We start from the raw sequence: 25,609 nt of genomic DNA on the forward strand, positions 1-25,609 counted from the left end.
GTCAGCCATGAAGACGGATACCTCCGTCGGCGCCAACCCCCGTACCCGGCCGGTGCTTCGGCTCCGGCCGGCCCGGCGGCTCCCGTGGGTGCTGGGCCTTCCGGCGGCAGTGGCCGCCGTCTTCGCGGTGCTTCCGCTCGTCTACCTCTGCGTGCGCGCCCTCGAACGCGGGCCAGGCTACGCCTGGGGCATCGTCACCACCGAGCGCGCGGCGCTGCTGCTCGGCCGCAGTCTCGCCCTGGCGGCCGTCGTCGTGGCCGCCTGTCTGGTGCTCGGCGTCTCGCTGGCCTGGCTCACCACCCGCACGGCTCTTCCATGGGCGCGCGGCTGGGCGGTGCTGGTGACCCTGCCGCTCGCCGTGCCGAGCTACGTCGCCGCCTTCGCCTGGCTGTCTGCCGCCCCACAGCTGGCCGGGTTCACCGGGTCGGCCCTTTCGCTGACCCTGGTGAGCTTCCCGTACGTCCATCTGCCCGTCGCCGCCGCGCTGCGCCGCACCGACCCCGCGCAGGAGGAGGCGGCCCGCTCCCTCGGACTCGGGCCGATGCGCACCTTCTGGCGCGTCACCCTTCCCCAACTGCGCCCGGCCGCCGCCGGCGGTGCGGTCCTAGTGGCGCTGTACGTGTTCTCCGACTTCGGCGCGGTCTCGCTGATGCGCTACGACACCTTCACCCGCGGCATCCACACCTCGTACCGGGCGTCCTTCGACCGGACCCCGGCCGCCGCGCTCAGCGTGGTCCTGGTGCTGCTCACCGTGGCCCTGGTCGCCGCCGAGGCGCGCACCCGGGGGCGGGCCGGGTACGCGCGCACCGGCACCGGAGCCGCGCGCCCTGCGGATCCCGCTCCCTTGGGGAAGTGGCTTGTGCCGTCGCTGAGTTGGTGCGGTGCCGTCACGGCCGCCGCCGTCGCGTTCCCGCTCGCCACTCTCAGCTACTGGCTGGCCGTCGGCAACTCCGCGACCTGGGACCCGGCGCGTCTCGCCGAGACCGCCACGACCACCCTCGGCCTCGCGGCAGCGGGCGCCGCGCTGACCACCGTGCTCGCCCTGCCGATCGGCGTGATCGCGGCCCGCCATCGGGGCCGGGTCGCCCACCTGCTCGAACAGGCCGCCTACGCCGGCCACGCCCTGCCCGGCATCACCATCGCCCTGTCGCTCGTCTTCTTCGCGGTGCGCTACGCCCACCCCGTGTACCAGGAACTCCCGCTGCTGGTCGGCGCGTACGCCGTGCTGTTCCTGCCCGTCGCGGTCGCCGCCACGCGCACTGCCGTACTCCAGGCCCCGCCCGGACTGGAAGACGTAGCAAGGTCTTTGGGCCGTGGGCCCTGGCGGGTCCTGCGCGAGATCACCGTGCCGCTGGCCGCGCCCGGCGTGGCGGCGGGCGCCGCGCTGACCTTCGTGGTGTGCATGAAGGAACTCCCCGCCACCCTGCTGTTGCGCCCCACCGACATGGACACGCTTGCCACCCGCCTGTGGACGGAAACCGGGACCGCCTCCTACGCCGCCGCGGCCCCGTACGCCGCCGCACTGATCCTGCTCGCCGCGATCCCCTCCTACCTCCTCGGGAGGCACCGCACATGACCGAACTGCGCATCGAAGGACTGACCAAGTCCTACAGTCCGCGCGCGCCGCGCGTCCTCGACGGACTCGACCTGACCGTCCCTGGTGGCGCCCTGGCAGCGGTGCTCGGCCCCTCGGGCTGCGGCAAGACCACCCTGCTGCGGATCATCGCAGGGTTCCTGCGCGCCGACGCGGGCAGCGTTTCCCTCGGCGGACGCGTCCTGACCGGCCCCGGAGTCCACCTGCCGCCCGAGCGCCGCCGCATCGGCATCGTCCCCCAAGAGGGCGCCCTCTTTCCGCACTTGAGCGTAGCGCGGAACGTCGCCTTCGGCCTCACCGGCCTCGACCGGACCGCGCGCTTGCGCCGCACGGAGGAAATGCTGGAACTGGTCGGACTGGCCGACTACGGCGAACGCATGCCCCACGAGTTGTCCGGCGGCCAGCAGCAACGCATCGCCCTGGCCCGCGCCCTGGCCCCGCGCCCGGCACTGGTCTTGCTCGACGAGCCGTTCAACGCCCTCGACAGCGCCCTGCGCGCAGGCGTCCGCGCCGATGTCCGCACGGCCCTGCATCTGAGCGGCGCCACCGCCGTCCTGGTCACCCACGACCAGCAGGAGGCCCTGTCCACCGCGGACCTCGTCGCCGTCGTACGCGACGGCCGCGTGGCCCAGCGCGATACCCCGCAACAGGTCTACCGGCGCCCGGCCGATCCCTGGGTCGCCGGCTTCGTCGGCGACGCCGTCCTACTGCCGGCGACCGCGCGCAGCGGCGGCACGGCGAACACCGCACTGGGCGCGATCCCGCTCGTCACGAATGCCGGCCCAGGAACGGGCACCGGCACCGGCACGGTCATGCTGCGCCCCGAGCAACTGCAGCTCACCGAACCCGCGTCCGCAGCCACCGTCGGCACCGTCACCGACGTGCGCTTCTACGGCCACGACGCCATGGTCACCGTGGCTGTCGACGGCCTTGACACCCCGGTGGACATCCGCGCGAGCGGCCCGGTAGCCGTACAGCCCGGCGACCGCACCGGCATCCTCGTCAAGGGGGAGGCAGTCTTGCACCCGTGAGACGGCGAGAGAGACCGACGCGGTCGTGGACCTTTGTGCGGCGAGGCGGTGCTCCTGCGCTTCACGCCCACTGGATCGTCCTGGCTCAACCTGGTCGAGCGGTGATTCGCCGAGCTGACCGACGAGCAGATACGGCGCGGCGTCCACAAAAGTGTCCAGTCCCTTGAGAACCTGACTCAGAAGACTAGGCCGAAGGCGCCTCTCCAGGGGCGGGGGATCGTGCGGTGCCCCGCCCCCGGTTCGGAGGGCCGATGGATCAGGCAGTCGCTGGCAGCGGCTGAGAAGCGGACGGCGCCGCCAGTCGGCCGGTGCGGTGCAGGCTGTAGAGGGCGGCCGCGCATGCCAGCCCGAGCGCGCACAGCGTGATCCACGGCAGCGCGGGCATCCCGGCCGCACGTGCGGCGTCGAGCGCGGCGCCGGTGCCCAGGTTCCCGACGGTGATGCAGATGCCGCAGATCGTGTTGTACAGCCCGTAGTGAGTGGCGACGAGGCGGTCACCGGAGAGGCGGACGATGGTGTCCATCTCGAACGGGTAGGCGATCATCATGCCGACGGTCAGCAGTTGCGCGGCAAGCGTCGGCGGCACCGCCGCGAGCAGCCACAATCCGATCCCGGACTCCGGGACGGGCACGGCGGTGGCCAACAGCAGGGGCACGAAGGCCAGGCCCATGGCCGCCAGTCCCCGTACCAGCGCCTGCCCAGGTTCGTACCGCTCTTTGCACCACGCCGTCACCCGCGTCTGACCGACGATCGTGCTCAGCCCGGAGACGGCGAAGAGCACCGCCACCGCCGCCGTGCCGAACTCCCCGTCGCCGCCGAGCCGGCGCACCTCCAGCGGCAGCGCCAGATAGACCTGGAAGGACAGGACGTCCGAACCGATCATGGCCACGGAGAACAGCAGGAACGGCCGGTTGGCGAGGATGCTTCGCCACTGGGCCAGTACACCGTCCCGGTCTTCCTTCTTGCTCTGACTGTCGTCGGCCCGGACGGCGGGCAGTGCCTGGATCTGGACCACGGACAGCAGGGCGAAGATCTCGGCCGACACCAGGCAGGTGATGCGGAAGTCCACCCCGGTCAGGACCATGCCCACCAGGGGGCCCAGCAGGATGCCGGCCTGGTAGAACACGTTGAACAGGGCGAACGCCTCAACCCTGCGCTCCCCCGCGTCGGCCGCGAGGTACGCCCGTACGGCCGGGTTGAACAGCGGCCCCGGCCAGTCCGGTGGCCGCCGAGGCGGCGAGCAGGGCGGGCAGGGAGTCCACCAGCCCGAGCGTCGCGAAGCCGAGAGTACGCAGCACGCACCCGGCGACGATCATCGGCTTGTAGCCGATCCGGTCGGCGAGTGTGCCGCCGACCAGGAATATGCCCTGCTGGCTGAAGTTCCGTACGCGAGGACCAGCCCGACGATCCAGCCGGCCAGGCCGAGTGTGCCGGAGAGGTGGGCGGCCAGGTAGGGCATCAGCATGTAGAAGCCCTCGGCATCCTCTTGTTCCGCGCCTTGCAGGGTGAGGGGATCGACCACGGTGGTGCACCGGGTCCAGCGGGTGACCTCCTTCTCATCGAGGCGGCCGATCAACTCCGGTTCGGGCGTCGGCGGGGAGTCCAGCAGGCCGTGGGCGGCGCAGTAGTCGTCGTAGACCGTCCCCAGGTAGCGCTGCGGGCCGTCGGGAAAGATCGCGACGATCCGTGCGTCCGCGTGCATCGTCCGGGCCAGCCAGCCGGCCACCAGCGCGACCGCGCCGACACTCCACCCGCCGGTGGCGTAGTGGGAGGCGGCCAGCTGCCGGCAAGTCCACACCGACTCTGCCGGGGCCACCCAGTGCACTTCGGAGAAGTTCTCGTAGGCGACGTTGCGGGGGTAGATGCTGGAGCCGAGCCCGCGCATCGGGCGGGGGCGCGCGGGCTGGCCGAAGATCGTCGAGCCGGTCGTGTCCGCGCCGACGACGGTCAGCTCCGGGTAGAGCTGCGGCAGGACCCCGGGAGACGCCGGCCGAGTGGCCGCCGGTGCCGACGCTGCACACCAGCACGTCGATGTGGCCCAGCTCAGAGGCGAGTTCGAGCGCCAGCGGGGTGTAGGCGGCGGCGTTGTCAGGGTTGTTGTACTGGTCCGGGCACCAGGAGTCCGGGGCTGCTCCAGCAGCCGCTGCACACGCTCACGGCGGGCCTGTTGCCAGCCGCCCGTCGGATGCGGCTCGGAGACGACGTTGACCTGGGCGCCGTACGCCGTCAGCAACCGGATCATGGACAACTCCAGCCCCGGATCGGTGACCAGAGTGACCGGGTGGCCGTACACCATCCCGGCCAGCGCCAGCCCCAGCCCCAGGGTCCCGCTGATGGACTCGATGATCCGTCCGCCGGGCCGCAGGTCGCCACGGGCCCGGGCCCGCTCCACCATGTGCAGTGCCGGACGGTCCTTGATACCGCCGGGGTTGAACCCTTCAAGCTTCGCCCAGACGCCGCGCCCGGCCGGGGCCAGCGGCTCCGACACCCGTAGCAGAGGGGTGTTGCCCACCAGTCCGGACAGGGCGGAATGGCCCGCGTCGACCGCGGTCTTGGTCAATGACTGCATGTCTGTCTTGTCACTCTCGCTCGATGAATGCACGCTGCGGGTTCATCTCGCGCCCCATGGCGACAGGGCGGACCGAACGGGTCCGCCGTACGGGCCATGAGCACGCGGCAGCCGACGCCTGTGGGTGCCGTTCGGGCCTTTTATCATGGGCACCCTGGGGGTGTGGTGCGCCCGAAGTCCCGGCTGGCGGCCCCGGTTGTGTTCGGTGCTGGCGCCGCTGGAGCCGGTGGGGTTTCCGGTCACCCGCACGATGCTGCCGCTGGAGGACTTGGACAATGCGATCCAAAGGGGCGACTTTCTGGGCGTGCTCTACGTATTGGTCCTGGGCGTAACCGTGCTGCCCTGGCTGCTCGGCTGCGGCATCACACGCGTGACGCGCATCCTGCGCGCCCGCCGGGGTCGGGCCTGATGGCGACGCAGGACGGTGAGTGCGCCGCCACCACCGACCGACCCTCTCTGGCGTTTCGCGGCATCTCCGCCCATCTTGCCGTGTCGCTGGCCGTCGCTGGGCTGTACGTGGCGTGGCTGTTCGGCGCGAAGGTCCTCGCCGGTGCCGGATGGGTCGGCACCCCGGGCCGGCTCACCGTCGAGCGCTGCGTGGACCACGAGTCGACCTCGTCCGACGGTGGTGTCGTCCGGACGTACCGGTGCTCCGGCACCTTCCGCCCGGACGACGGTGGACCGGAGATCGAGCACGTCACGCTCAAGGGCGGCCGCGGCGACGCGTACGTGCAGCCACGGCCGGGAAGCTGGTGCTACGGCAACTCGCCGGACCGCCCCTGGTGGTGCAAGGTGACCAGCCGACCTCGGTTGCGGTGGGCTATCTCGGCGGCGAGGCGTGGATGTTCGGCAACGGGCTGTTCGTGCCGGGTCCCGTGTCGCTCCTGGGCCTGTGCGGCTTCGGGCTGGGGGTACTGCTGACCCTCCGGCTCATGGTGTGGCCCAACTCCGAACGGCGCCCGCTGTGGCTGCGGCGCCGCATCTGCGACATCTGCGGGATCGGAACGCTCAGTTGGCTTGTACTCCTGGCCGCGCTGGCGTTCGACGTCAACGGCTGACAACTCACAACGGGTCCGCGCCCGGCCGCGCCGTTGCGTCATGCCGTGGTCGCGCTCAAAGGGTCGGGAAGACCACTGCGAAGAAGAGCCACAGCAGTACGGCCCAGAAGACCGCCGCCTGCCAGCGACACAAGCAGGGAGCTGCGCCACCTCAGGAGCAGCAACGGGAAGAGCTCCACGACCGCCCGCCCGCAGGGCACACCCCCGGTGCAGCGCAACGCATGGGAATCCTCAGCCTTCAGGTCGCCCAACTTGCCCATGTACTGCGCGTATTGCCGCCACGCTCGTACCATACGTGCGGACCGCAGGTGTGGGAGATGCCCAGCCATGGCGTCAGGCCCACCTGTCGGGCAGCGGCATGCTGCTGCCAGGCCGGTCGCGCTCGGTCGGCCCCCTCGCAACGCAAGGGGGGTCGGAGGCGAGTACTGGCGGAGTCGGCTGAAAGGAGCGCCGAAGGTGGGCGAGCACACGAACGGTGATCCACGGCTCGTCTTCGCGGCGGAACTCACCCGACTGCGCCGCACGCTGCGGGACGTGCCGGACGAGGCCTTGGCTCGGCGGGCCAGCGCGGTGGTGCTGCCGTCCGGGCGCCGCGTGGCCGTCAACGCACGTCGGCTCGGCGAATGGACCAGCGGGCAGTCGGTGCCGCGCCAGTTCGAGGCCGTCATGGCCTTGGTGCGCGCCATCGAGCAGGCGAGCGGTGGCATGGCGACCGGCCGGACCGCGGTGGCGCACTGGCAGGGTCTGTGGCGCGCAGCGCGGGACTACCGTGGCAGCCGCACCGCCACGGGATCGCCGGAGCGCGTCACCGAACGGCCGCAGGGTATGCGGGCGCCGATCGTCATCGGGCGTCCGCCGAGTGACGCCGCCGCGCTACGCCGGCGTGACGAGTTCGCCGAGCGCATCGACGAGGGCCTGGCGGACGATTCCGTACGGCGGATCCTGCTCACCGGTGCGGGCGGCGTCGGCAAGTCGCAGCTGGCCGCGGCGGCGTTCCACCGTGCCAAGCGGCGTTCCGAGCTCCTGCTGTGGGTGCCCGCCGACAACCGTGCTTCCGTCCTGGACGGCTATGCCCGCGCCTGGCGTGCGCTGTCGCGGGCGAGTGTCGCCGGTGGCGGCGCCACGCCGGGCACGGACCTCGGCAGCGACGACGAGACGCAGGCCGACCTTTTCCTCGCCTGGCTGCGGTCGACCGGGACGTCCTGGCTCGTGGTGCTCGACGACGTCGACGACCTCGGCGAAGTGGCCGGTCTGTGGCCGGAGGGCGACGCGGGCCGGACCGTCGTCACCACACGTCGGCGGGACGCCGCGCTGCTCCGTCCGGGCGTGCGGGTGATCCCCGTCGGTGTGTTCACCCTTGAGGAAGCCACCGGGTACCTGGTTGACCGGTTCTCTTTGGATGTGGACCCCGCCGCCGGGCCTGCGGGGCTCCCGGCGCACCAGCCGGAGGACGTGGCCGCCCTCACCTCGGTGCTCGGGCACTTTCCGCTCGCCCTCTCCCAGGCGGCGGCCTTCCTCATCGACACCGGCATGGACCTGCCCTCGTACCTGAGCCTTCTGACCGACGAGCGGGAGAGCCTCGCCGGGCTGTTCCCGTCGTCCTCCCCCGCCGACGAGCACGGCGGTACGGTGACAAGCACGCTCCAACTCGCCCTCGCACGAGCGGAGTCACTGGCTCCGCCCGGAGCCGCCCGTGCCATGCTCGAGCTGATCTCGGTGCTGGCGCCCGACGGCATTCCGGAGGCGGTCCTGCTCGGCCCGGCGGCCCGCACCTGGCTCGACGGTGACCACCGATGCGAGCGAGGTGAACTCACCGAGCGGGACACACCCGCTCGTCCGGGCAGCCTTCCCGCGCGCAGCAACCTCCTCGCGCTGCGCGCCCTGCACCGGTTGAGTCTCGTCACCCACCAGAAACCGTCCGGTCTGTCCGTCGTCGAGGTGCACTCCCTCGTCCAGCGGGCGGTCCGCGACGGCGTACAGGCGGACCGGCGCGCGGCGATCGCCGCGGCGGCAGCCGACGCTCTGGAAGAGGTGTGGTCCGCGCCCGACTGCGCTCCCGACACGACGGCCGTGCTGTACCGCTGCGCCGACGCACTGCTGACACACGTCGGCGACCACCTGTGGCACGACGCCGGCATGCACCAGTTGCTCCGCAGGCTGGGGCCGCACCTGGCTGGCCTGGGCCGGCACGAGGCGGCGCGGGCCGTGGCGAAGCAGCTCGCCGACCAGGCCCGGCGGCGACTCCCCGCCGGCCATCGCGATCTGCTGACGGTGTGCGCGCAGGTGGCCCAGGCCGAAGGAGACCTGGGAAACACAGCGGAGGCTGTACGGCAGCTGACGGACCTGCGGCGCAAGGCGGAGGATGGTCTGGGCCCGGCCGATCCCGACACGCTGTCCATACGGCTGCACGATGCCCGCTGGCGGATGGAGACGGGCCAGATCGTCGCCGCGCTGGACGACTTCGTCGCCCTGACAGCCGAGGCACGGGCGGTGCTCGCCGCGGACGCCCCCCTGGTGACGGCCGCCGAGGAGCATGTCGCCCTGTGCCGCGGCCTGTCCGGGGACGCCGACGGTGCCCGCAACGCCTATGCCGCGCTCGCCCGGGACCTGGAGCGGAGTCTGGGGCCACGGCACCCGTCGACGCTGCGCGTCCTGTCCGATCTCAGCCGGTGGATCGGAGAGACGGGTGACGTGCACACGGCCGTCGCCACCTACCAAAGGGCGGTGGACGGACTGGTCTGCGTCCTCGGCCGGCTGCACCACGACACCCTCATCGCCCGGCACAACCTTGCCTACTGGCACGGCATCGCCGGAGACCACGACCTGGCGGTCGAGCAGTTCGCCACGGCGGCCGACGACGCGGAACTCGGGCTCGGCGCCCAGCACCCCACCACCCTGACCTGCCAGACCAACCTGGCCTTCTGGCGCGGTGTCGCCGGTGACACCCACGCGGCGGTGCAACGACTCGAGCGGCTTCACGGGACGGTCGAGCGGGTCTTCGGCTCCGACCACCCACGTTCCCTGCGCATCCGCCAGCAACGGGCCGAACTGCTGTACCGCGATGGGGATCACGCCACTGCGGTCACCCAACTCACCGCCGTGCTGGCAGACATGGTCCGCGTGCAAGGCACCCACCACCCACGTACCCGCGAGACCGAGCAGCTGCTGGCCGACTGGTCCCAGGAACCAACCGCCGCACCCTGAACCTCACCCCTGACCGACGTTCACGGGCGCCACCATGGTCACGCGGTCCATCTGTCACCGTGCCCTGGCGGCACCGCCACGGACACCCGGCCCCGCACGGACCAGAGCGACGAGTACTCCCAGGCGCAGCAGGAACTCCAGGACCAAGACCGCCGCCCCCGTCTGCAGACCGGTCGTCGGATGCAGGGAAGCACCCCGCACACCTCCGAGGCCAACCGCACCCACCAGGAGGGTCACCGCGGCGAACGGCCACATCAGGCCCCGGACCACCACCGCGGCTCTGGTCGCCCCGGTCACCAGCAGCACCATCGTCAGCGCGATGTCCGCCAGGAAGATATACAGCTTGGGGTCGTCGCCCGCATACACCTCCACCCAGCGGTCGTAGGGGACGTCGAACTCCACGGTGAGCGGGAGACGCAGCCCCGCGACCGCCAGCAGGACCACGCACCCCAGGGCGGCCCCGAGGCGTGGCGGGGTGGGCCGCCACGCCACCCACAGAGCACCGGCCAGCCCCAGCAGCAGGGCGATGGGCACGGCCACCCCCGGCGGAAGTCCTTCGGGTCCCGTCGGCATACCGTTCACAGGCTCCCCCTTTCCCGTTCGCCGGAGGCCACGTCAGAGGGCCGGAAAGAGCAGCACGAAGAAGAGCCACAGCAGCACGGCCCAGAAGACCGCCGCCGCCAGCGACACGAGCAGGGAGCTGCGCCACTTCAGCACCACGAACGGGAAGAGCACCAGGGCTGCCCAGTGACCGGCCACGTCGATCGACATGCGGGCGGCCTCGCCGAGGGTTGCCGCGCGTCCCGTGGCGATACGACGAAGCAGCCGCTGGGAAACGAGGCCGTACAGGCCGAAGACGAGAGGGAAGAACCACAGCGGTGTGATCGTGACCAGCTCGGACTCCGAGAAGTCGTCGAACATGACCAGGTAGATGAGCCCGGCCCCTGTCAGGCCGCCGGTCAGCCCTGTCAGGTAGAGGGCGGTCAGTGCGACCGGCTCGACCGCACCGATCGGCACGGCGACCGGAGAAGCGTAGGGAACGTCGGGCGGCGGGACCCGGACCACCTGGTGGCAATGGGGGCAGCGGACGTCCTGCCTGACACGGCCGGCCGAAGCCGCTATCAAGTGCCCGCACGAGGCTTGGAACTCGATCTGCTGACCTGGGTTCATGCGCTGCCCCTCCTTGTGCCGCGCCGGTGCCACCGTATGCTCCCTGCCGGCGGGCACCTGGAGGTGCCTCGCCGGTTCCCGGACGCGGGAGAACGTACCGTGCAGGGCAGGGCCGCCGTCTCCCGCAGAACCCGGCGGCACGCGCGTCGGCCCAGGTGGGACGCCGGAGCGCGGATCGCCGCTCCGGCCCGGTCCGGGAATCCGGGAGGCGCTGGTAGGACGGTGAGACGCCGACGATCGGCGGGCTCCCGTCGGCGCGGTGTCGGGCATCCTGCCCTTGGCTCGGTCACGGAGTTGCGGAGGGAGATGTCGGTGCCACGGCCCCCAAAGGGGCCGTCAGGATAGGTCGGTTGCGTCGTCCGGGCCGGCCGGGTTGAGTCAACGCCGAACGAGCGGATCAGTATGGTGACGAAAAGCAGGGCATGGGAGCTGCGACACGGGAGGCCTCCGCGACCAGGGGTCGGTATGCGTGACGCAGCCGCAGGATCATGGCTGGGGCCACGTCGTTGGACCGTGCTCGTCCTCGCGGGAGTCTTCGCCGTAGCGGGGTGCTCGGCGGCGTCCGGCGGCTCCGCGAGTGAGGAGGGGGCGGCGAAGACCATGCCCGCTCAGAAGGCGAGCGCCTGTTCGCTGCTGGATGTCGATGAGCTTCCAGTGATCTTCGGTAAATACGGTGGTTACGAGGCTTTCGTGGGTACGCGCCCCGATCCCGTCGACGGCAAGCGCCCGTGGGGGTGCACGTGGGGCAGCCCCACCTCCTACGCGAGCGTCCAGGAGGTCAGTCGAGAGGACTACCGGACCCACCTCGAGGCGCCCGGGGCGCGGTTGATCCCACAGGGCATGGCAAAGGGCGAGTCCTTCGCGGTCTGGCCCGCTGACGACGACGAACCCATGGCGTTCGCTTTCACAGTGGGTAGCCGGCACTACCACTTCGAGGTGGTCCCTTCCCGCGACGGCGACTACCCGGGGTTCATGCAGAACGAGATCGGCCAGAACGTGCTTCGGCTCCTCATCCCGGCCATGGAAGAGGCCCTTGCCTGACCTGCGACCAGGTACTCGGCGGCGGGTACGGCGGCCGGCGGAGCTGGGATCGAGCGACTCAGGCCGCGCTGCCTTCCTCGCGCTCTGTCCTGCTCCGAGCGCGGGTGGGCCTGATCCGAAACCCGCAAGGCGCGGATGCCGACAGCGCTTCACCTGAATCGGCGATACCACAACACCTGTTGTACCCGTCAGCGTCAAGGAAACTGCCGCTGAGCTGCATGGAGCCCCATGGGCTAGCCTCGCGCCACAGTCACTCCCCCAGGGAATCGACGCGACGCCCAGGCCCTGACCGAAGTGCTCAAATTGCGTGCGCTCGCCCACTTCGCCCTGCACAGTTCTGCGGAGTGCGCTGGCAACCGGATGCTCGCCGCCACGGCCCGCGCCCTCACCCCGCGAGGCCGGCGCACCGTCGAGCTGTTGTTGAGCCACCACAGCGCCGTAGTACGTGGCGACGGCAGTGAAGACCAGACTGCCGATGGCCGCCACGGCACCAACCACGGTCCCAATGTGGGCCCAAGGAATGGGCCTGCCTGATGCCGGGGTCGCATCGACACCCACCCGTTGCGGAGCGGCTCTGCCGCGAACCCGGACGCGGGCGGCTACCGTGCTTCGGCGTGCTCTGCCCAGCCGAGCCCGCTGCTGTTGTTCTCGACGTTCAGCGGCTGCACCACCACTGCCGGACTGCAGTGGCGGCCGCCGGTTCCAGTGCCCGCGCGTCATGCTTCAGGCGGCGGTCCCCAGCCAACCGACCAGGAACTCCGTTACCTCCAAGTACCGGCGGCTCCTTCGGACACGCAGGACCCGCACCGCGATCGCCGAACGGGGACAGTCTCACGGCGCCGGCCAGGGCACCTTCCGCTGGGTCGTCGAGCGAACGACCTTCTGGCTTCCCGGGTCACAGTGCCCCGGCCTTCCAGCTGAGGATGAGCCAGAGATCGGTGACCTTGTCGGCGTCGAAATGGAGGACTGTCTCCCCGACGGCCGAAGGCATGGGGACGTTCTCGAGGCGGCCGACGAACAGGCCGCCGAGTGTGTCGTCACGGCTGAGGGTGTCCTTGGGCGCCGCTGTCTCGGGGCCCGCGTGCACGCTGATGGTGTCCGCGTCCGCCGGCCCGCGGGCCAGGAGCAGTACGCTCGCGGTCTCGCGGGTAAGCCCGTGTGACCAGAACGGGTAGTGCTCCTCGCGCAGTGTGACGCTCAGCCGCGGGCGGGCGCTGTCGTCCGCGGTGAAGCGTGCCCATTCGGTGGGGAACTCCATCCGGGTCGCGAACAACCGTGCCGTGCAGACGGCCTGGGCTTGCTCGATCTGCTGCCGGAGGTGGCCGACGGCCTGGTTGCGCAGCAGTTGGCCGCCGTCACGGGCCGTGTACCGCAGGTGCAGGACGACGTCGGCGATGGTGTCGTAGTCGAACTGCCGGAACTCGGAGGGCAGTTCGATCCGCCAGGTGCTGATGGCTCCGGCGCCCTCGAAGGGCAGGGGACGGTCGTCGGAGGCCGCGGAGGGGAACATGCCGTCGTCGTCCCGGCCGGCGCTGGTCACGATGGCCTGGATCGCGCCCGTGTAGTCCTGGAAGCGTTCGTCAGTGTCGGTGTGGCGCGGATAGTCGGCTCCGGTGGCCACCATGCGGAGGGAACTGCGCAGCAGGGAGAGGGTGCAGTTCACGCTGGTGTACGGACCGGTCACCGCGGGGACGGACAGGCTCACATGCCTCAGGCGGCGCATGTAGTGTCCGGGGCAGTCGAAATCGAAGTAGGACTCCGGGACGGTGATCTCGCAGCTGCCGGTCTCGCGCAGGCGCACCAGCGCCAGCGGGTCGAGTTGGTTGACGGACACGTGCCGGACCAGTTCGTACTCGCGGCGCCGGTTCTCCTGGTACGCCACCTCCAGCCGGCGCAGGTCCAGGCTGAGGGCGTCGGCCGCGAGCAGGCCCTTGCGTCCGGCGTTCCAGTAGTCGCCCCGGACGTGCTGCACGGCGTCGAAGTCGGGCTGCATCAGCTCGCGTTTGAGGGTCAGTTCGGCCTTGCGGGCGACGTCGAGCGCGAAGCGGTAGGAGTCGTGGTAGACGCGGGTCAGCTCGCCCTGCATCCAGCTGTACAGCTCTCGGTTGGTGTACTTGCCCTTCAGCAGGGCGTCGATCTCCGCGAGTTCCGTGATCTCGGTCCGTGTGTTGAGGTACTCGCGGTGGGCGGCCTGTTCGGCGATGACCGCGCCGAGGACCTGACGCCCCAGGTTCATGAGTTCGTGCGCTGCGAGGTTGCTCTGGAGCATCCATTCGTCGGCGCGGCGCTCGTACGCCGCCGTGCGGGCCGCCATGCCGGCCTGGTCGTGCTCCCAGGCGGCCTTGGTGCGGATGATTCCGGCGGCGATCCTGCTGATCTCCGACAGTTTGACGCCGCCGAACACCTGGCTGTGCAGGCCCAGGCCCCAGAAGTGCAGGTCGACGTCGATGTCGGGGATCATCCTGACCACGGAGGCGACGGTGTCGAGCACCGAGGACGCCAGGTTCAGGTCGCGGGAGGCCGGGAGGTGCTCGTTCAGCTCCTTGTCCTCGTTGGCGGTCAGGCTCAGCCGGCCGTGGCTGGAGGCACCGGCGCTGGCTGTCGGGCCGCCTCCGGCCAGCTTGAGGCGCGGGTAGAGCTGGAGGGGAAGTGGCTGGTCGAATTGCAGGACCAGCTGTCGGTAGGCCTCTTCGAAGTCCTGTTCGGTGGTGAGTTTCGGCGCGTCGTCGGGCTTGAGGGGGCGCGGGACGATCATGGGTCCGGACGGGGCCAGGCTGGGGTCGAGTCCGAGCAGGCGCAGGTGGTAGCGGTACCGCTCGAGCGCGACATTGCGGCTGCGGATCAGGGCGTCCGTCGCCTCCTGGGCCTGACGCCAGCCCAGGTAGCGCACGTCCTGCGCCCGTCGGCGGATCTTCCCCTCGTGGCTCTGCCGTAGCAGGGCGACGGCCTCGGCGTCCTCCTTCTCCAGTGCGGCCAGCAGGGCGCCGCCCAGGGCGCGTACGTCGTCGCAGAGGGCGCGGGCCGACTGGAGGAACGTATGACCGCGCACGGGGCCGGCGGAGTTGGCCGGTCCGGCCGTGACCGCGCTGGTGTCGATGCCGGCCGCGGCCGCCTTGACCAGCAGGCCGGGCTCGATCGCGGGCTCGAAGAGGGCGAGCCTGCGAACCGTCCCGTCCAGGCTCATGCAGCTGCGGATCTTGGAGAGCCGGTCGGCCACGCGATCCCAGTAAGCCAGCATCCGCTGGTTGCGCGGCACGCAGAAGTACGGAGCGCGGCCGATCCAGTCGTGCGACGCCTCCGAGTTGCCCGGCGTCGGTGACGGAGGTGCGGGGGCGAGGTTGAACGGGAACTGGCTCTCCAGCTCGACCAGGACGTTCCCGATCTCCTGGAGCTGGGCCTCGCGCAGTTGCAGAAAGCTCTTGGCTTTGCGCTCGCCCTGTGCCGGGAGTTCCTGCGGCCGGGGGCCGAGGATGTGGGAGGCGAGCACATAGCGCTGTGTGGCCTCGTTGATCGACTCAGCGGTGTCCTCGCGGAAGAGGCTGTCTCCCCAGGCGATCAGGTTGTCCAGGTACTTCATCACCACGTGGTACTGATAGGCGATGGTCCGGGTGGCTGCGACTCGATGCGGTTCGAAGGGGAACCTTCTGATGGCGCCGTACCCCTCGAGCAGGGTTTCCTTGGCCCGCCTGCGCTCGGCGGACAGTTCGTCGTCGGGGGTGCTCAGCAGGGCGACGGCCTCGACGATGTTCTGAGTCTCGCTGTCCCGGCGGAAGGCGAGGAACTTCCAGTAGCGGGCGGGGCCTTGGACGCTGGTGTCGGTGCTCGTGGGGTCGAAGACGTAGTGGAACCAGCTCTGCGCCTCCGCGAAACGCTGGTTGTTGCTCAGGTGCACGGCGATCGACAGGGGGACGTGGAAGAGCAGTTCCCAGTTGTAGTTGGAGTACGGTCCCCCGGGACGTACGTCGATGTCCTTCGGGAACGATGTCACCCGGCCTGCCGCGGCCGGAGAGTAGAAGGCGTCGAAGAAACCGGGTTCCTTGAGTTTCTGCTCCTGGTAGGCCGGATCGAGCAGGCCCGCCACTGAGCCCTTGTTGAGGCGCTCGATGAGTTCACCCACGTAAGGGTGGAAGAAGTTCTCGAACTCGTAGGAGACGTCGCTGCCGGGCAGGTCCCCGGGGGCGTCGCCGAGCCGCCCGTCCCTGCGTTCGTGGAATCCACGGCTCCGTCCGCGGTCAGGCATGGCGCGGCCTCCTCTTGCGGGTCTCGGCGGTCGGCCTGCCGACGCGCCCTGTGGGTGCGATCTCCACGTCGCCGTGCACGACGGAGCGGGGCGAGTCGATCAGGAAGTGCACGGGGATCTCGGGCGGTGTCTCCGGCCGTGTCAGGACCCTGGGGATGGGCTGCGGGACCGCCTCCGCCTGGGGCAGCCCGAAGCGCGGGCTGTCGGCGAACGGCACGTTCGTGCCGTGGGGCGTCACGTAGAAGGCGTGCCGGCTGTCGCTGTACAGGAACGGCGCCGCCCACGGGTTCCTGACCAGGCTCTGCTGGTCGCCGTCCGGGAAGTAACTGACGTGGAACGGGGCTGAGATGCGGTAGGCCGAGCCGTCCCGCACGGTGAGGACGTCCTGGCTGGTCTCCCCCTCGACGGCTCCGATGTAGGTGATGCGCAGGGTGGGGCCCGATGCGTCGATGTTGCGGACGAAGCGCGCGAAGCTCTCGATGTCCAGGGGCTCCTGCGCCCGGTCCTCCTGCCGTTCCGGAAGGCTGTGGGTGTTGTAGAACAGGAACGAACTGCCCTTGCCCTGGCCCCAGATCCGTACCCGCAGAGCATCGGATTCGAGGGTCTCGCCGAGGACGAGCAGGTCGCGGTGGAAGGCGCCGTCACCCGAGGTGTCGAAGGATTTGCCGAACCCGGTGGGCAGCGCGATGTTCGACGTCTTCGGCGGCTGCCACCGCCCGTTGTAGTACTCGCTCCAGCACAAGGCGGCCTGCGGGAACAGTTTGACGTTCTGCGTACCCTCTCCCTGCACCTGGCCGATCGTCAGGTCGGTCAGGGCGGTGCCCGCCAGGGCGGGCGACATCGGCTGCGCGGGCGGAGCGCTGCTCATCAGCTTAAGCCAGAACAGCAGCAACCGCCCCCGCCACAGCACCGGCGTCACCGGGTTGTCCTCGATGTCGAGGTTGATCTGCTCCCACGCCGTCCACGAACCGGTGGCCCGCCGGCGGTAGTAGTACTTGCGCTGCGCCCCCGCGGTACGGGCGATCACATGGGCGACCTCGTCGCCGAAGTCCTTGTCACCCTCGTCGTAGTGGAGGGCGCACGGTTCGAGTTTGGCGACCTCTTCGAGCCGCGACAGATAGCCGAGCAGCGCGCCGGCCGCGGTGTCGTCGGTGATGTCGCTCTGCAGCAGTTCGCTCAGCGCCTGGCGGAACGCGGGCGACTGGTCGGTGCGCAGCTCGGGGTCGAGCCAGTTCTGCGGCCACAGGAACACCTGCCGGTTGGCCTCCCACAGCCGATACCGCTTCATCCACTTCCAGCGGGAGGAGTCGAACGTCGCCGCGGGCACCTCGGGGTCCAGGTTCATGAGGACGCGTTCGACGAAGAGCTGCACCGCGGAGATGGCGTTGCGTACGCGCGAGGTGCGCATGCACGGCTCAAGCTGCACGTCCATCAGAAAGAACTCGAACAGTTTGTCCGGGGTGTCGACGTGGGCGGTCTCCGGCCTGGAGCGCAGCTCACGCAGGATGAACGTCACCAGGGCGTCGCGACGCCTGGCGCGCAGCGGGTCGTTGACGGACCTGAGCACCTCCAGCCAGCCCGATCCGTGCCGGGCCCGCAGCGCCGAGTGCATGAGACGCACGGCCTCGGCGCCGGGGTCGGGGGTGACGGTACGGATCAGGGTGGCGACGGAGGTGCCCAGGGTGGCGGCGAGCGTCATCGCGTCGGCCACCGTGCGCAGCACGGAGACGTCCGTCAGGTCCTCGCCGCTCAGTCCTCGGTGTTCCAGCAGGGCTTGCAGGGAGCCGCGGTCCCATCCCGTCACGCGGACCAGCGTCGGCTCCCGGAGCGCGCTGTCGTCGGCCGGTGAGACGAGCTCCGCCAGGTCGTCGCCCGCCAGCTTCAGCGTCGTCCGCAGGCGGGCGAAGTCGAGGAGGGCGTCCAGGACGTCACCGAGGGGCGGTGCCTGCGCGTCCGGGTGTACGGGCAGCGCGTTGAGCCAGCCCGCACCGTCGACCGCCAGCCGCTGGAGCCGGGCGAGGCAGGCGATGCCCGCCGTGCCGAGCGAGAACCGCTCGGCCAGGTTCCTGGCCGCCAGACAGCGGGCCACCACCTCGGTCAGTCCCGCGACCGAGGCCTTCCCGTACAGCTTTGCGGGCGGGACGGGCTGCCAGTCCTGCCCGGCGCGCTGCCATTCCAGGGCCGGTTGCCGCTCGCTCTCCCCTCCGGTGACCGTCAGGGTGACGGCGATAAGCCTGTTCGCCTGCAGGGTGAGGCTGTCCCGGGTGCGGAAGGAGCCCCCCTCGGCGACCAGGGCCGCCTCGGCTCCGTCGAGCGTGAGTGTGACCGCGGTGGCGGCGGCAGCCGTCACCCTCATCCGGTACGGGCCGGTCTCCGTGACGTCGGCGTAACCGCGGTGGACCGTCGACCCGTCGTCGCCGGGGACGGCCTCCAGACCGGTTTCGCCCGCCTTGAGCACCGCAGTCAGTGCCACCTGATCGGGGCTGCCGGGCGCGTGCAGGGCCCGCACGTCGGTCAGCAGGGCCTCGGCGAGCGAGGGCGGGGTTCCGGTGCCCGCCACGACCGCTGTCAGCGCCTGGGTCCGCCACCGTTCCTCACGCAGGGGTGCCAGTGCGGTGCGCAGCAGTGTCCGCCGCCGGGTGGCCGGAGCGTCGGCGGAGGTGAGGTGGGCGACCAGCAGCGGCCGGAAGTCCGGATTCCGTTCGAGGGAGCGTTCGATCAGCGCTCCGGCCTGGGCGAAGACGCCGTCCCGGGAACGCCGGTCCTCACTCGCGGCGAACAGCGCGTCGATGTCGGCGTCGAAGTCCGCTACGGCCTTCAGGGCGTCGCGCGTGGCAGCGCTGAGCGGCCCCGCGTACGACAGCCGCCCCCGGTCGGCGTCGTAGGCGATGCGGCACCCGGACGCCTCGACGACGGCCGCCGGCAGCGCCGCCTCCTCCTGCCGGTGGGGTACCTCGACCGCGGCCGACCCGCTCAGCAGGCTCGTGAACGCCTGCGCGGCCTCGGTCCCGAATCGGGGGGCGAGGAGCTGCTGCACCCGGTCGTCGAACGCGACGTCGTCGGTGTTCAGCTCACCGTCGACCAGCACCAGGCGGGCACGGAGGTCGCGCAGTAGCGTGAGAGCCGACTCGTCCGGCTGAGCTCCCTCCGCGGGGGCCTCGGGCGGCCCGAGCGCCGCGACGACCGCCGCCGGGGTGGTGCCCACCGCGGCGAGCGTGTCCAGGCGGTCGAGCAGTTCGGCCATCCCGGGGCGGGGGCTCCCCTCCCAGCTGAACGGGTCGATGCCGGTCAGTTGGAGCAGGTGGGCGAGCTCGCGCTGTCCCAGTCCGAGCAGCCGCCCGAGCCAGGCCCGCCGATGCGCGGCGCTCACGGTCGCCAGGGAGAGCGGGGTGGCCTCGTCGAAGCCCAGCTCGTCGACCAGGACCGTGAAGTCGTCCGCCGACAGGTTGAACGCGGCCCGCAGCGCGTCCCCCTGGGGAAGCAACGTCTGTCCGGGCTTGTGCAGGACGTCTCCGAACCCGTTGTCGCCGAACACCCCGGGGTCGGCCCCGCCTGCCGGGAACAGCTTGCGGTAGAGCGCGTCCGGGCCGTACGTCTCGAGGTCGGCCCAGCAGGCGAGCAGGTGCTGCAGCTGGTCGTCGGGGTCGAGTGCGTACCGCCTCATCACCGACACGACGGTGCCCAGGCGGTCCAGGACCGTCAGCACGCCGGCGTCCAGCCCGGCCGGGGTCTGCTCGTCCGCCTCGTCGGGGAACAGCGCCGCGAGGGCGCTGTCGGTCTGCTCGATCGTCCAGCCGAGTTTGCGCCACAACCGCACGAAACGCACGAGGCGTACGGCGTCGATGGGCTGCAGTGCCGCGCGCGCGGCGTCGGGGTCGGCGCGGCGCACCAGGAACTCGTCGAAGGCCGGCGTGGCCTGTCCGCTCGACGCGCCGTCCGGGGGCGGGGGCGGGACGGTGACGAGCAGTTGCATGATCCGCCGGTGGTTGGCGTCGTCGGTGGCCCACGCCGCCACGTCGCCGCCGTACGCGCTGCGGTCCAGGTCGGTCGGGAGCATGGCGTCGAACGCCGCGCCGGAGAGCGTGCCGCTCTTGAGCCGTTGGAGGTCGGCGAAGGAGACGCCGAGGCGGGCGACGCGCGGTTTGAGCGTGACGCCCGGGTTGACGAATCTGGTGCCGAGGATCCCGAGGACTTCGCTGTACGTCAGGCCGAGGCGGGTGGCCCAGGTCCGTACCGAGGACAGGTCCTGGAGGATCTGCGCGTCCGGGGTGCCGTCCGGGTAGCCGAGCAGCTTGGACAGCGGGACCGAACTGTCGGTCAGCAGCTGCGCCTCGGGCGGGGAGACGCCGGCCTGCTCGTGCGCGATGTCGCGCAGGCCGTAGCTGTTCTCGTTCACCTGCTCGTCGTTCTTGCGCAGCGCGAGCATGACGTCCGCCAAGGGGACGCCCAGGCGGGTGAACAGTGCCCGCAGGGTCTCCAGGTGGTGGTGGAAGGGCAGCGGCGACGCGAACAGGGCGGTGCGCAACGGCTGGTACGCGTTGTCGTCGACGAACTCCGACTGCGCCAGGAGCTCGTCTGGTTCCCGGTCGACGGGCGTGCTGTGGCCGACGAAGCCCTGGAGCGAGAGCCTGTGGGCGACGAAATGCTCCAGGGTTTCGTTCACCAGGTCGATGTGCGGCAGGACGGAGTCGGTGTTCTCGCAGCTCAACGGCAGATGCCCGATGTCGGGGCGGCGTGCGAGGAGGACGTCGAGCGGGTTGGTGACCGCGTCGGGCAGATCGATGAAGTGCAGCAGGTCGACCAGGTACGCCGCCGGGCTCAGGATGGACTCGCACTGCTCGCAGGACGCGACGTTGAGCGAACCGAACAGCCCCTCGAGGGTGGGGGTGGCGACCACGCCCGCGGCCGCGTCCGAGGTGTCCGGGGCCTCGACGATCGGCGTGCCGAATCCGAGCGAGGGGGCTCTGCGCGCGGCCAGGAAGCCGGCGGCGATGTTGGCCACCGCGTCGGAGATCTGTACGGCCCGTGCGTGGACGGCGCGGGCGTCGGACTCCCCCAGGTCGCCGGCGCGTGCCGCGACGAACTCGCTCTCCCGCAGTCCGGCGATCTTGGTCGCGGAGTCCAGGCCGTTGGCGAGCAGGACGGCGAGTGCGTCGTCGTCGGGCGTTAGCTGGTATACGCGTTGCAGTCGTTTGATCGCTTCGAGGGTCTTCGGTTGTTCGGGGGCCGCCACGTCGCCGGCCCGGGCAAGGAACCGCTCGACGGGTTCCACGCCCAGTTCGAACCGCCCCACGTGCGCGGTGAGGAACCCGGCGACGCCGTCCTGGACGTCGGACTCCGCCGCCACCGGCAGATCACCTGCCGCGACGCGTGCCGCGGTCACGGCTGTGGGGAAGGACAGCCGGACCTGGGCGGCCAGGAACTCCGCGTAGCGGGCCTTGCGTTCGTCCGGCTCCGCGCCGGGGACGTCGTCCGGCACGCTGTCGCCGAGCAGGTCCAGCCAGCGCTCCGGGCGGAAGTACGAGCGCCGGGCCAGGTCCTCGGTGGCCGTCAGCGGACCTTCGGGATGCCGCTCCTCAGCCTCGTGCAGCGCCTTGACCAGCGCCGCGTTGTTCAGGGTGAGCACACTGAGCCGCCCGTCGAGCTGCAGCCGCCCGCGCCGCTCCGCGCCGAAGGAGGCCTCCACTCGCTCCCAGAAGGGCTCCCCGCCCTCCGGCATGGCGACCTGGAGCCTGGCGAAGGCGCGCTTGTTCTCCTCGTCCGCCGGGAACGTGCGGTCGAGCAGGTCGCCGACGGGGTCGGCCTGCAGCAGCCGATCGACCGACAGCTCGGCGAACGCCTCCAGCGCCGAGGGGATGCCGGCTTCGGCGCTGCGGGGCACGACTCCCCGCTCGGTGGCCTCGCGCCACACGGCCTCGACCTTCACGATCGCTGTGCGGTACAGGACCTCGGCCGAGGCCGGCAGGCCCGCGCGGAGCAGGGCGTAGAAGAACGGTGCCGCGATGGTGTTCCCGCACTCCTGGGCCAGCCGGTCGGCCTGCGCCGCCATGGCCACCGCGCGTGCGTCCCATCCGGTCCGGTTCGCCAGGTGGGTCACGTCCTCCCGGCTGTCCGACTCCTCGACAGCGCCGAGGCGGCCGCCGACGAACGGCTGTACGGCGCGTTGCAAGGCCTCGTACTCGCTCTCCAGTGCCGTCGAGTCCGGTTCCACCTCGACATCGAGCCGCACCGGCGACGCCGTGGCCCCGTAGGCCACCGCGGACTCGCCCACGAACACGGCGGTGTCGTCGTCGCTGGTCCACACCCGTGCCTGGAGGTCCGGCGCCTGCCGCGCCCCTGCGTCGATCTCGGCCCGGAAGGCACCGCCTGCCTCGGTGAGGGTGGAGCCGACGCGGACGTCCTGTCCGACGAGGCAGTCGACGATCTCCACGAAGAGCCCGGCCGCACCGGTGCGGCCGGAGGCGAACAAGCGGCCCTCGACCACAGCACGCTGTGCGGCCGGCGCCGCCGGATCAGGGGAAGTCATGGCCTCTCCTCAGGCTCTGCGGGGTCGGCGACGATGCCGGCGCCCACTTCGGGACGCTCGGCGGGGCGGATGAAGGTCCGCCCGAGCGGCAGGGCCTCGTCGGCCTCGACGTCGGCGGCCGGATCCTCTTCCAGGAACTCGGCCACGCCACGGAACACGGAGGCGTCCCCGAACGGCGACTCGAAGTCCTTCTCGATCTTCAGGAGGTCCTTGTCCTGCTTGTCCTGGAAGTCTTTCCCGTCCTTCAGCTGCTTCTCGGTGGGCGTGTCGCGATCGTCCTTGTCGTCCTTGCCGTCCTTCTCCTCCTTGGTCTCCTTCTCATCCTTGACGTCTTTGTCGTCTTTCGTGAACTTGTCGGAGTCGTCCTTGCCGTCCTTCGCGTCCTTGTCGTCCTTGCTGTCCTTGGCCTCCTTCTCGTCCTTCGCATCCTTGTCGTCCTTCTGCTCCTTGTCGTCCTTGTCGTCCTTCTGCTCCTTGTCGTCCTTGCTGTCCTTCGCCTCCTTGTTCTCCTTGTCGTCCTTCGTGTCCTTGGCCTCCTTCTCCTCCTGGAGCAGGAAGGCACGGAAGAAGCCGACCTCGTCCTCCCAGTAAGGGGGCAGGACGTCGAACACCGCTCCCAGGTTGGGGTCCTGACGCGACCTGGTGATCCACACCGTCCGCGAATTCCGCTCGCCGACCGCAAGTTCGGCGACCGACCGCATCGTCTCCGCGTCGCGGCAGTCGTTGACCACATGCACCGTGCGCCACCTCAGAGCAGGCCCCGGATCCCACCAGCCGGGCACGCCCGGACTCTGTTCGGGACGGCAGGCGTCGCGCGCCTGGAACTTGGATCGGTACGGCAGGACGCCTGCCTCCCACAGCGTGAGGAAGTCGGCCTGCAGGGACCGCAACCACTGGCTCGGCTGACTGTCCGGATACTGCGCGGCCTGGACGAAGAGGAAGTAGCCGAGCTGGCGGACGGCCTGCCTGTAGGCCGCGTAGTTCTCCGGGATGCCGGGCACGCTTCCGGGGACGGCCGGGTCGGTGCAGTCGGCCGGGCCCGAATCCAGGTAGATTCCGGCGATCCGGTCGCCGTAGAGCCGACGCCAGGCGTCGATCTGGTCCGCCACGGCCGGAACCTGGCGTCCCGGCCTGAGCGGGTCGTCCAGCTGCGTTCCCACAGCGCCCAGGCCGAGCTTGCCGCCGGCGACGTAGACGCGTCCGAACACCAGCTGTTCGGCGTCCCTGCACGCGTCGAACTTGGCGCGGGCCTCGTCGCGCCTGCCCGCTCCGACGGATGTCTGCAGGTCCAGGCGGCTGTAGGGCTGGTCGGCGACGACCAGCCGGACGGCCGCGCCCGCCTGTGCGACACGGTCCCACTGCTTCATCGCCCAGTCCCAGTCGGCGTGGGTGCCCTGGGCGTCGACCAACCGGCCGTCGAAGGGGAAGTACCCCCAGACGGCCATCCTGGGTCCGAGGAGCCGGGGCGGGATGGTGGGTTGGGCCATCAGGCGACCTCCGCCTCGTGGAGCAGCCGCGCGACGGCATCGCCGATGCCCAGGCCGTCGCGGTCGTAGAACGTGAACGCGGGTGAGGGGTTGATCTCGAAGCAGTACCAGTCCCCCTGGGGGGTCAGCCGCAGGTCGATGCCCGCCAGCGGGAGGCCGAGGCCGGCGGCCAGACGCCGGCACCGTTCGGGCAGGTCGTCGGGCAGGCAGGCGGGCACGACCGACACCTTGTCGCCCTGTCGGACCGCGTAGCGGTAGTCGTCGGCCCCGGACTCGACGCGTGAGCAGAAGACGTCCTCACCCACGATGTGCACGCGGTAGTCGATGCCCGGCACATGCTCCTGGAACTGCGTCGGGCACCAGGCGAGATCGTCGAGTCTGTCGTCGTCCGGCCGCAACTGCGAGACGATGCTGCGTACTCCGCTCACCGACTTGTAGACGACGTTGTCGTGCCGGGCGGCGAAGGCACGGGCCGATTCGGCGTCCGTGGTGATGAGCGTGTCGGGAACGCTGAATCCATGGGTCCGGATGACGGCCGCCTGCCCCGGTTTGCAGCCGTTTCCGGCCATGCGGCTCGGCCGGTTCAGGATCGTTGCGTCGGTCAGCTCGCACCACAGCCACAGACTGTCGTCGAACGCGGCGGCGTGCCGGCGCTCGCCGCTGTCCCGCCCCGCACGGGCCACCGCTCCGATGCGCCAGGAGTCGTACGGGCGCACATAGGCCGCCGTGACGTCCGCCAGGTCGACCACCGTGTCTCCCACGGTGATCGCGCCGTGGACGCCGTCGTCGACCTCGACGCGGATGCCGGAGTCCAGTACGGCCCGTTGGTCGACGAAGAGCACGGACGCACCGAGGTCTCGCAGCGCGGTGCGCACCCGTGCCAGTGGCATGTCCTGGAGCAGCCCCCACAACAGAATCACGACGTCTGGTCCCTTCGGTGGGAACGGCGCTCCGAGGCGCTCCGGGCACGGTCGAGATGGTCGCGCAGGGCTTCGGTCACGCGGGGGTCGAAGGCGTTGGTCCACGGATGGGCGTCGACGAACCGCACCTGGGAGCCGTCCGCCTCGAAGAACACCGTGAGCAGCGGGACATCGGCCGCCGCGGCCAGAGCCCGGGCGGCCTCGGCCAGATGATGGTCGTCCCCGCCGACACACAGGTCGCCGATCACGGTGACCTGCAACCGGGTTCGGTCGCCCGGTGCCTCGTGCGACACCGCCTGCGCGGAGGCGGCGCCCTGGTACGGCGGCACCTCGCGGCGGACGGCGCGGACCGGGATGCCCAGGCAGCGTGCGGTCAGGGACCACTGCTCGCTTCTCCAGCCCGGACCACACAACCCGGTCGGGCCGGGCCGGTTGAGCACCGGGCACGGCAGCACGGACAGCCAGTAGTGGAGGAACGCCGTCATCTCGCTGGCGGCGTAGTCGCGGTCGTCGTGATGGATCCTGCGTACCTCTTCGGAGGTCACCGCGGGCAGGCGCGTCACCACACCGGTGATCTCACCGGCGGTGACCACCTCGCCCTGGACGACCGCCCGTGAGGACCGCGGATCCTCCGTGTGGACGCTCCAGCCGGGACTGGACAGGTCGTCGGGGGTGAGCAGGCGGGCCTCCGGACCCCAGCTGCGCACCAGGCGGCGCGCTCCGGCGTCGCGGCGCGAGGCAACCACGAGGATCATGAAACGACCTCACT

The 25,609-nt window shown here is 70.8% G+C and carries 13 protein-coding genes and 3 pseudogenes; 7 read left to right on the forward strand and 9 right to left on the reverse strand.

Going from position 1 to position 25,609, the window contains the following annotated elements; genetic code table 11:
• Nucleotides 1–7: 7 nt before the first annotated feature.
• Nucleotides 8–1,576, forward strand: a complete 1,569-nt coding sequence (locus AB0412_RS24425; protein ID WP_366404704.1) for an iron ABC transporter permease — start codon at nt 8–10, stop codon at nt 1,574–1,576.
• Nucleotides 1,573–2,625, forward strand: coding sequence for an ABC transporter ATP-binding protein (locus AB0412_RS24430; RefSeq protein ID WP_366404705.1), 1,053 nt, complete (start codon nt 1,573–1,575; stop codon nt 2,623–2,625). Before AB0412_RS24425 ends, AB0412_RS24430 begins: the two co-directional genes overlap by 4 nt.
• A gap of 256 nt (nt 2,626–2,881) precedes the next feature.
• On the opposite strand, the pseudogene AB0412_RS24435 reads toward AB0412_RS24430, so the two are convergent.
• Nucleotides 2,882–4,099: pseudogene (locus AB0412_RS24435) on the reverse strand (MFS transporter); the annotation flags it as partial.
• 27 nt (nt 4,100–4,126) lie between these two features.
• Nucleotides 4,127–5,194, reverse strand: a pseudogene (locus AB0412_RS24440) (PLP-dependent cysteine synthase family protein); the annotation flags it as partial.
• A gap of 205 nt (nt 5,195–5,399) precedes the next feature.
• Between AB0412_RS24440 and AB0412_RS24445 the strand changes: the two are divergent.
• From AB0412_RS24445 to AB0412_RS24455, 3 genes are all read left to right on the forward strand, one after another.
• Complete coding sequence (locus AB0412_RS24445) at nt 5,400–5,603, forward strand: hypothetical protein (RefSeq protein WP_366404706.1); 204 nt, start codon at nt 5,400–5,402, stop codon at nt 5,601–5,603.
• Between the two features lie 343 nt (nt 5,604–5,946).
• Nucleotides 5,947–6,252 carry a hypothetical protein gene (locus AB0412_RS24450; RefSeq protein ID WP_366404707.1) on the forward strand — a complete coding sequence of 102 codons (306 nt, stop codon included), beginning with the start codon at nt 5,947–5,949 and terminating at the stop codon, nt 6,250–6,252.
• A 456-nt stretch (nt 6,253–6,708) separates the two neighbouring features.
• Complete coding sequence (locus AB0412_RS24455; protein ID WP_366404708.1) at nt 6,709–9,456, forward strand: tetratricopeptide repeat protein; 2,748 nt, start codon at nt 6,709–6,711, stop codon at nt 9,454–9,456.
• Nucleotides 9,457–9,510: 54 nt separating this feature from the next.
• Here the strand turns inward: AB0412_RS24455 and AB0412_RS24460 are convergent, their stop codons facing one another.
• Nucleotides 9,511–9,996, reverse strand: a complete 486-nt coding sequence (locus AB0412_RS24460) for a hypothetical protein (protein ID WP_366404709.1) — start codon at nt 9,994–9,996, stop codon at nt 9,511–9,513.
• Between the two features lie 75 nt (nt 9,997–10,071).
• Nucleotides 10,072–10,473, reverse strand: a complete 402-nt coding sequence (locus tag AB0412_RS24465; protein WP_366404710.1) for a hypothetical protein — start codon at nt 10,471–10,473, stop codon at nt 10,072–10,074.
• A 666-nt stretch (nt 10,474–11,139) separates the two neighbouring features.
• On the opposite strand from AB0412_RS24465, the gene AB0412_RS24470 reads away from it, so the two are divergent.
• Together AB0412_RS24470 and AB0412_RS24475 are read left to right on the forward strand one after the other, a co-directional pair.
• Nucleotides 11,140–11,667, forward strand: coding sequence for a hypothetical protein (locus AB0412_RS24470; protein WP_366404711.1), 528 nt, complete (start codon nt 11,140–11,142; stop codon nt 11,665–11,667).
• 769 nt (nt 11,668–12,436) lie between these two features.
• A pseudogene (locus AB0412_RS24475) lies at nt 12,437–12,541 on the forward strand (IS5/IS1182 family transposase); the annotation flags it as partial.
• 21 nt (nt 12,542–12,562) lie between these two features.
• Here AB0412_RS24475 and AB0412_RS24480 read toward each other — a convergent pair.
• From AB0412_RS24480 to AB0412_RS24500, 5 genes are read right to left on the reverse strand one after another with little or no spacing between them, the layout of a single operon-like run.
• The gene (locus AB0412_RS24480) at nt 12,563–15,907 is read right to left on the reverse strand and encodes a hypothetical protein (protein WP_366404712.1); all 3,345 of its coding nucleotides are present in this window, start codon (nt 15,905–15,907) and stop codon (nt 12,563–12,565) included.
• On the reverse strand, nt 15,900–22,433 hold the full coding sequence (locus AB0412_RS24485; RefSeq protein WP_366404713.1) for a neuraminidase-like domain-containing protein: 6,534 nt from the start codon (nt 22,431–22,433) through the stop codon (nt 15,900–15,902). Before AB0412_RS24485 ends, AB0412_RS24480 begins: the two co-directional genes overlap by 8 nt.
• Nucleotides 22,430–23,920: a hypothetical protein gene (locus AB0412_RS24490; RefSeq protein ID WP_366404714.1), complete on the reverse strand. Its 1,491-nt coding sequence runs from the start codon at nt 23,918–23,920 to the stop codon at nt 22,430–22,432. Before AB0412_RS24490 ends, AB0412_RS24485 begins: the two co-directional genes overlap by 4 nt.
• The gene (locus tag AB0412_RS24495) at nt 23,920–24,840 is read right to left on the reverse strand and encodes a hypothetical protein (RefSeq protein WP_366404715.1); all 921 of its coding nucleotides are present in this window, start codon (nt 24,838–24,840) and stop codon (nt 23,920–23,922) included. Before AB0412_RS24495 ends, AB0412_RS24490 begins: the two co-directional genes overlap by 1 nt.
• On the reverse strand, nt 24,837–25,595 hold the full coding sequence (locus AB0412_RS24500; RefSeq protein WP_366404716.1) for a hypothetical protein: 759 nt from the start codon (nt 25,593–25,595) through the stop codon (nt 24,837–24,839). Before AB0412_RS24500 ends, AB0412_RS24495 begins: the two co-directional genes overlap by 4 nt.
• Nucleotides 25,596–25,609 lie beyond the last annotated feature (14 nt).

Source organism: Streptomyces sp. NPDC052012 (genome assembly GCF_040689265.1).
Taxonomy (GTDB): Bacteria; Actinomycetota; Actinomycetes; order Streptomycetales; family Streptomycetaceae; genus Streptomyces.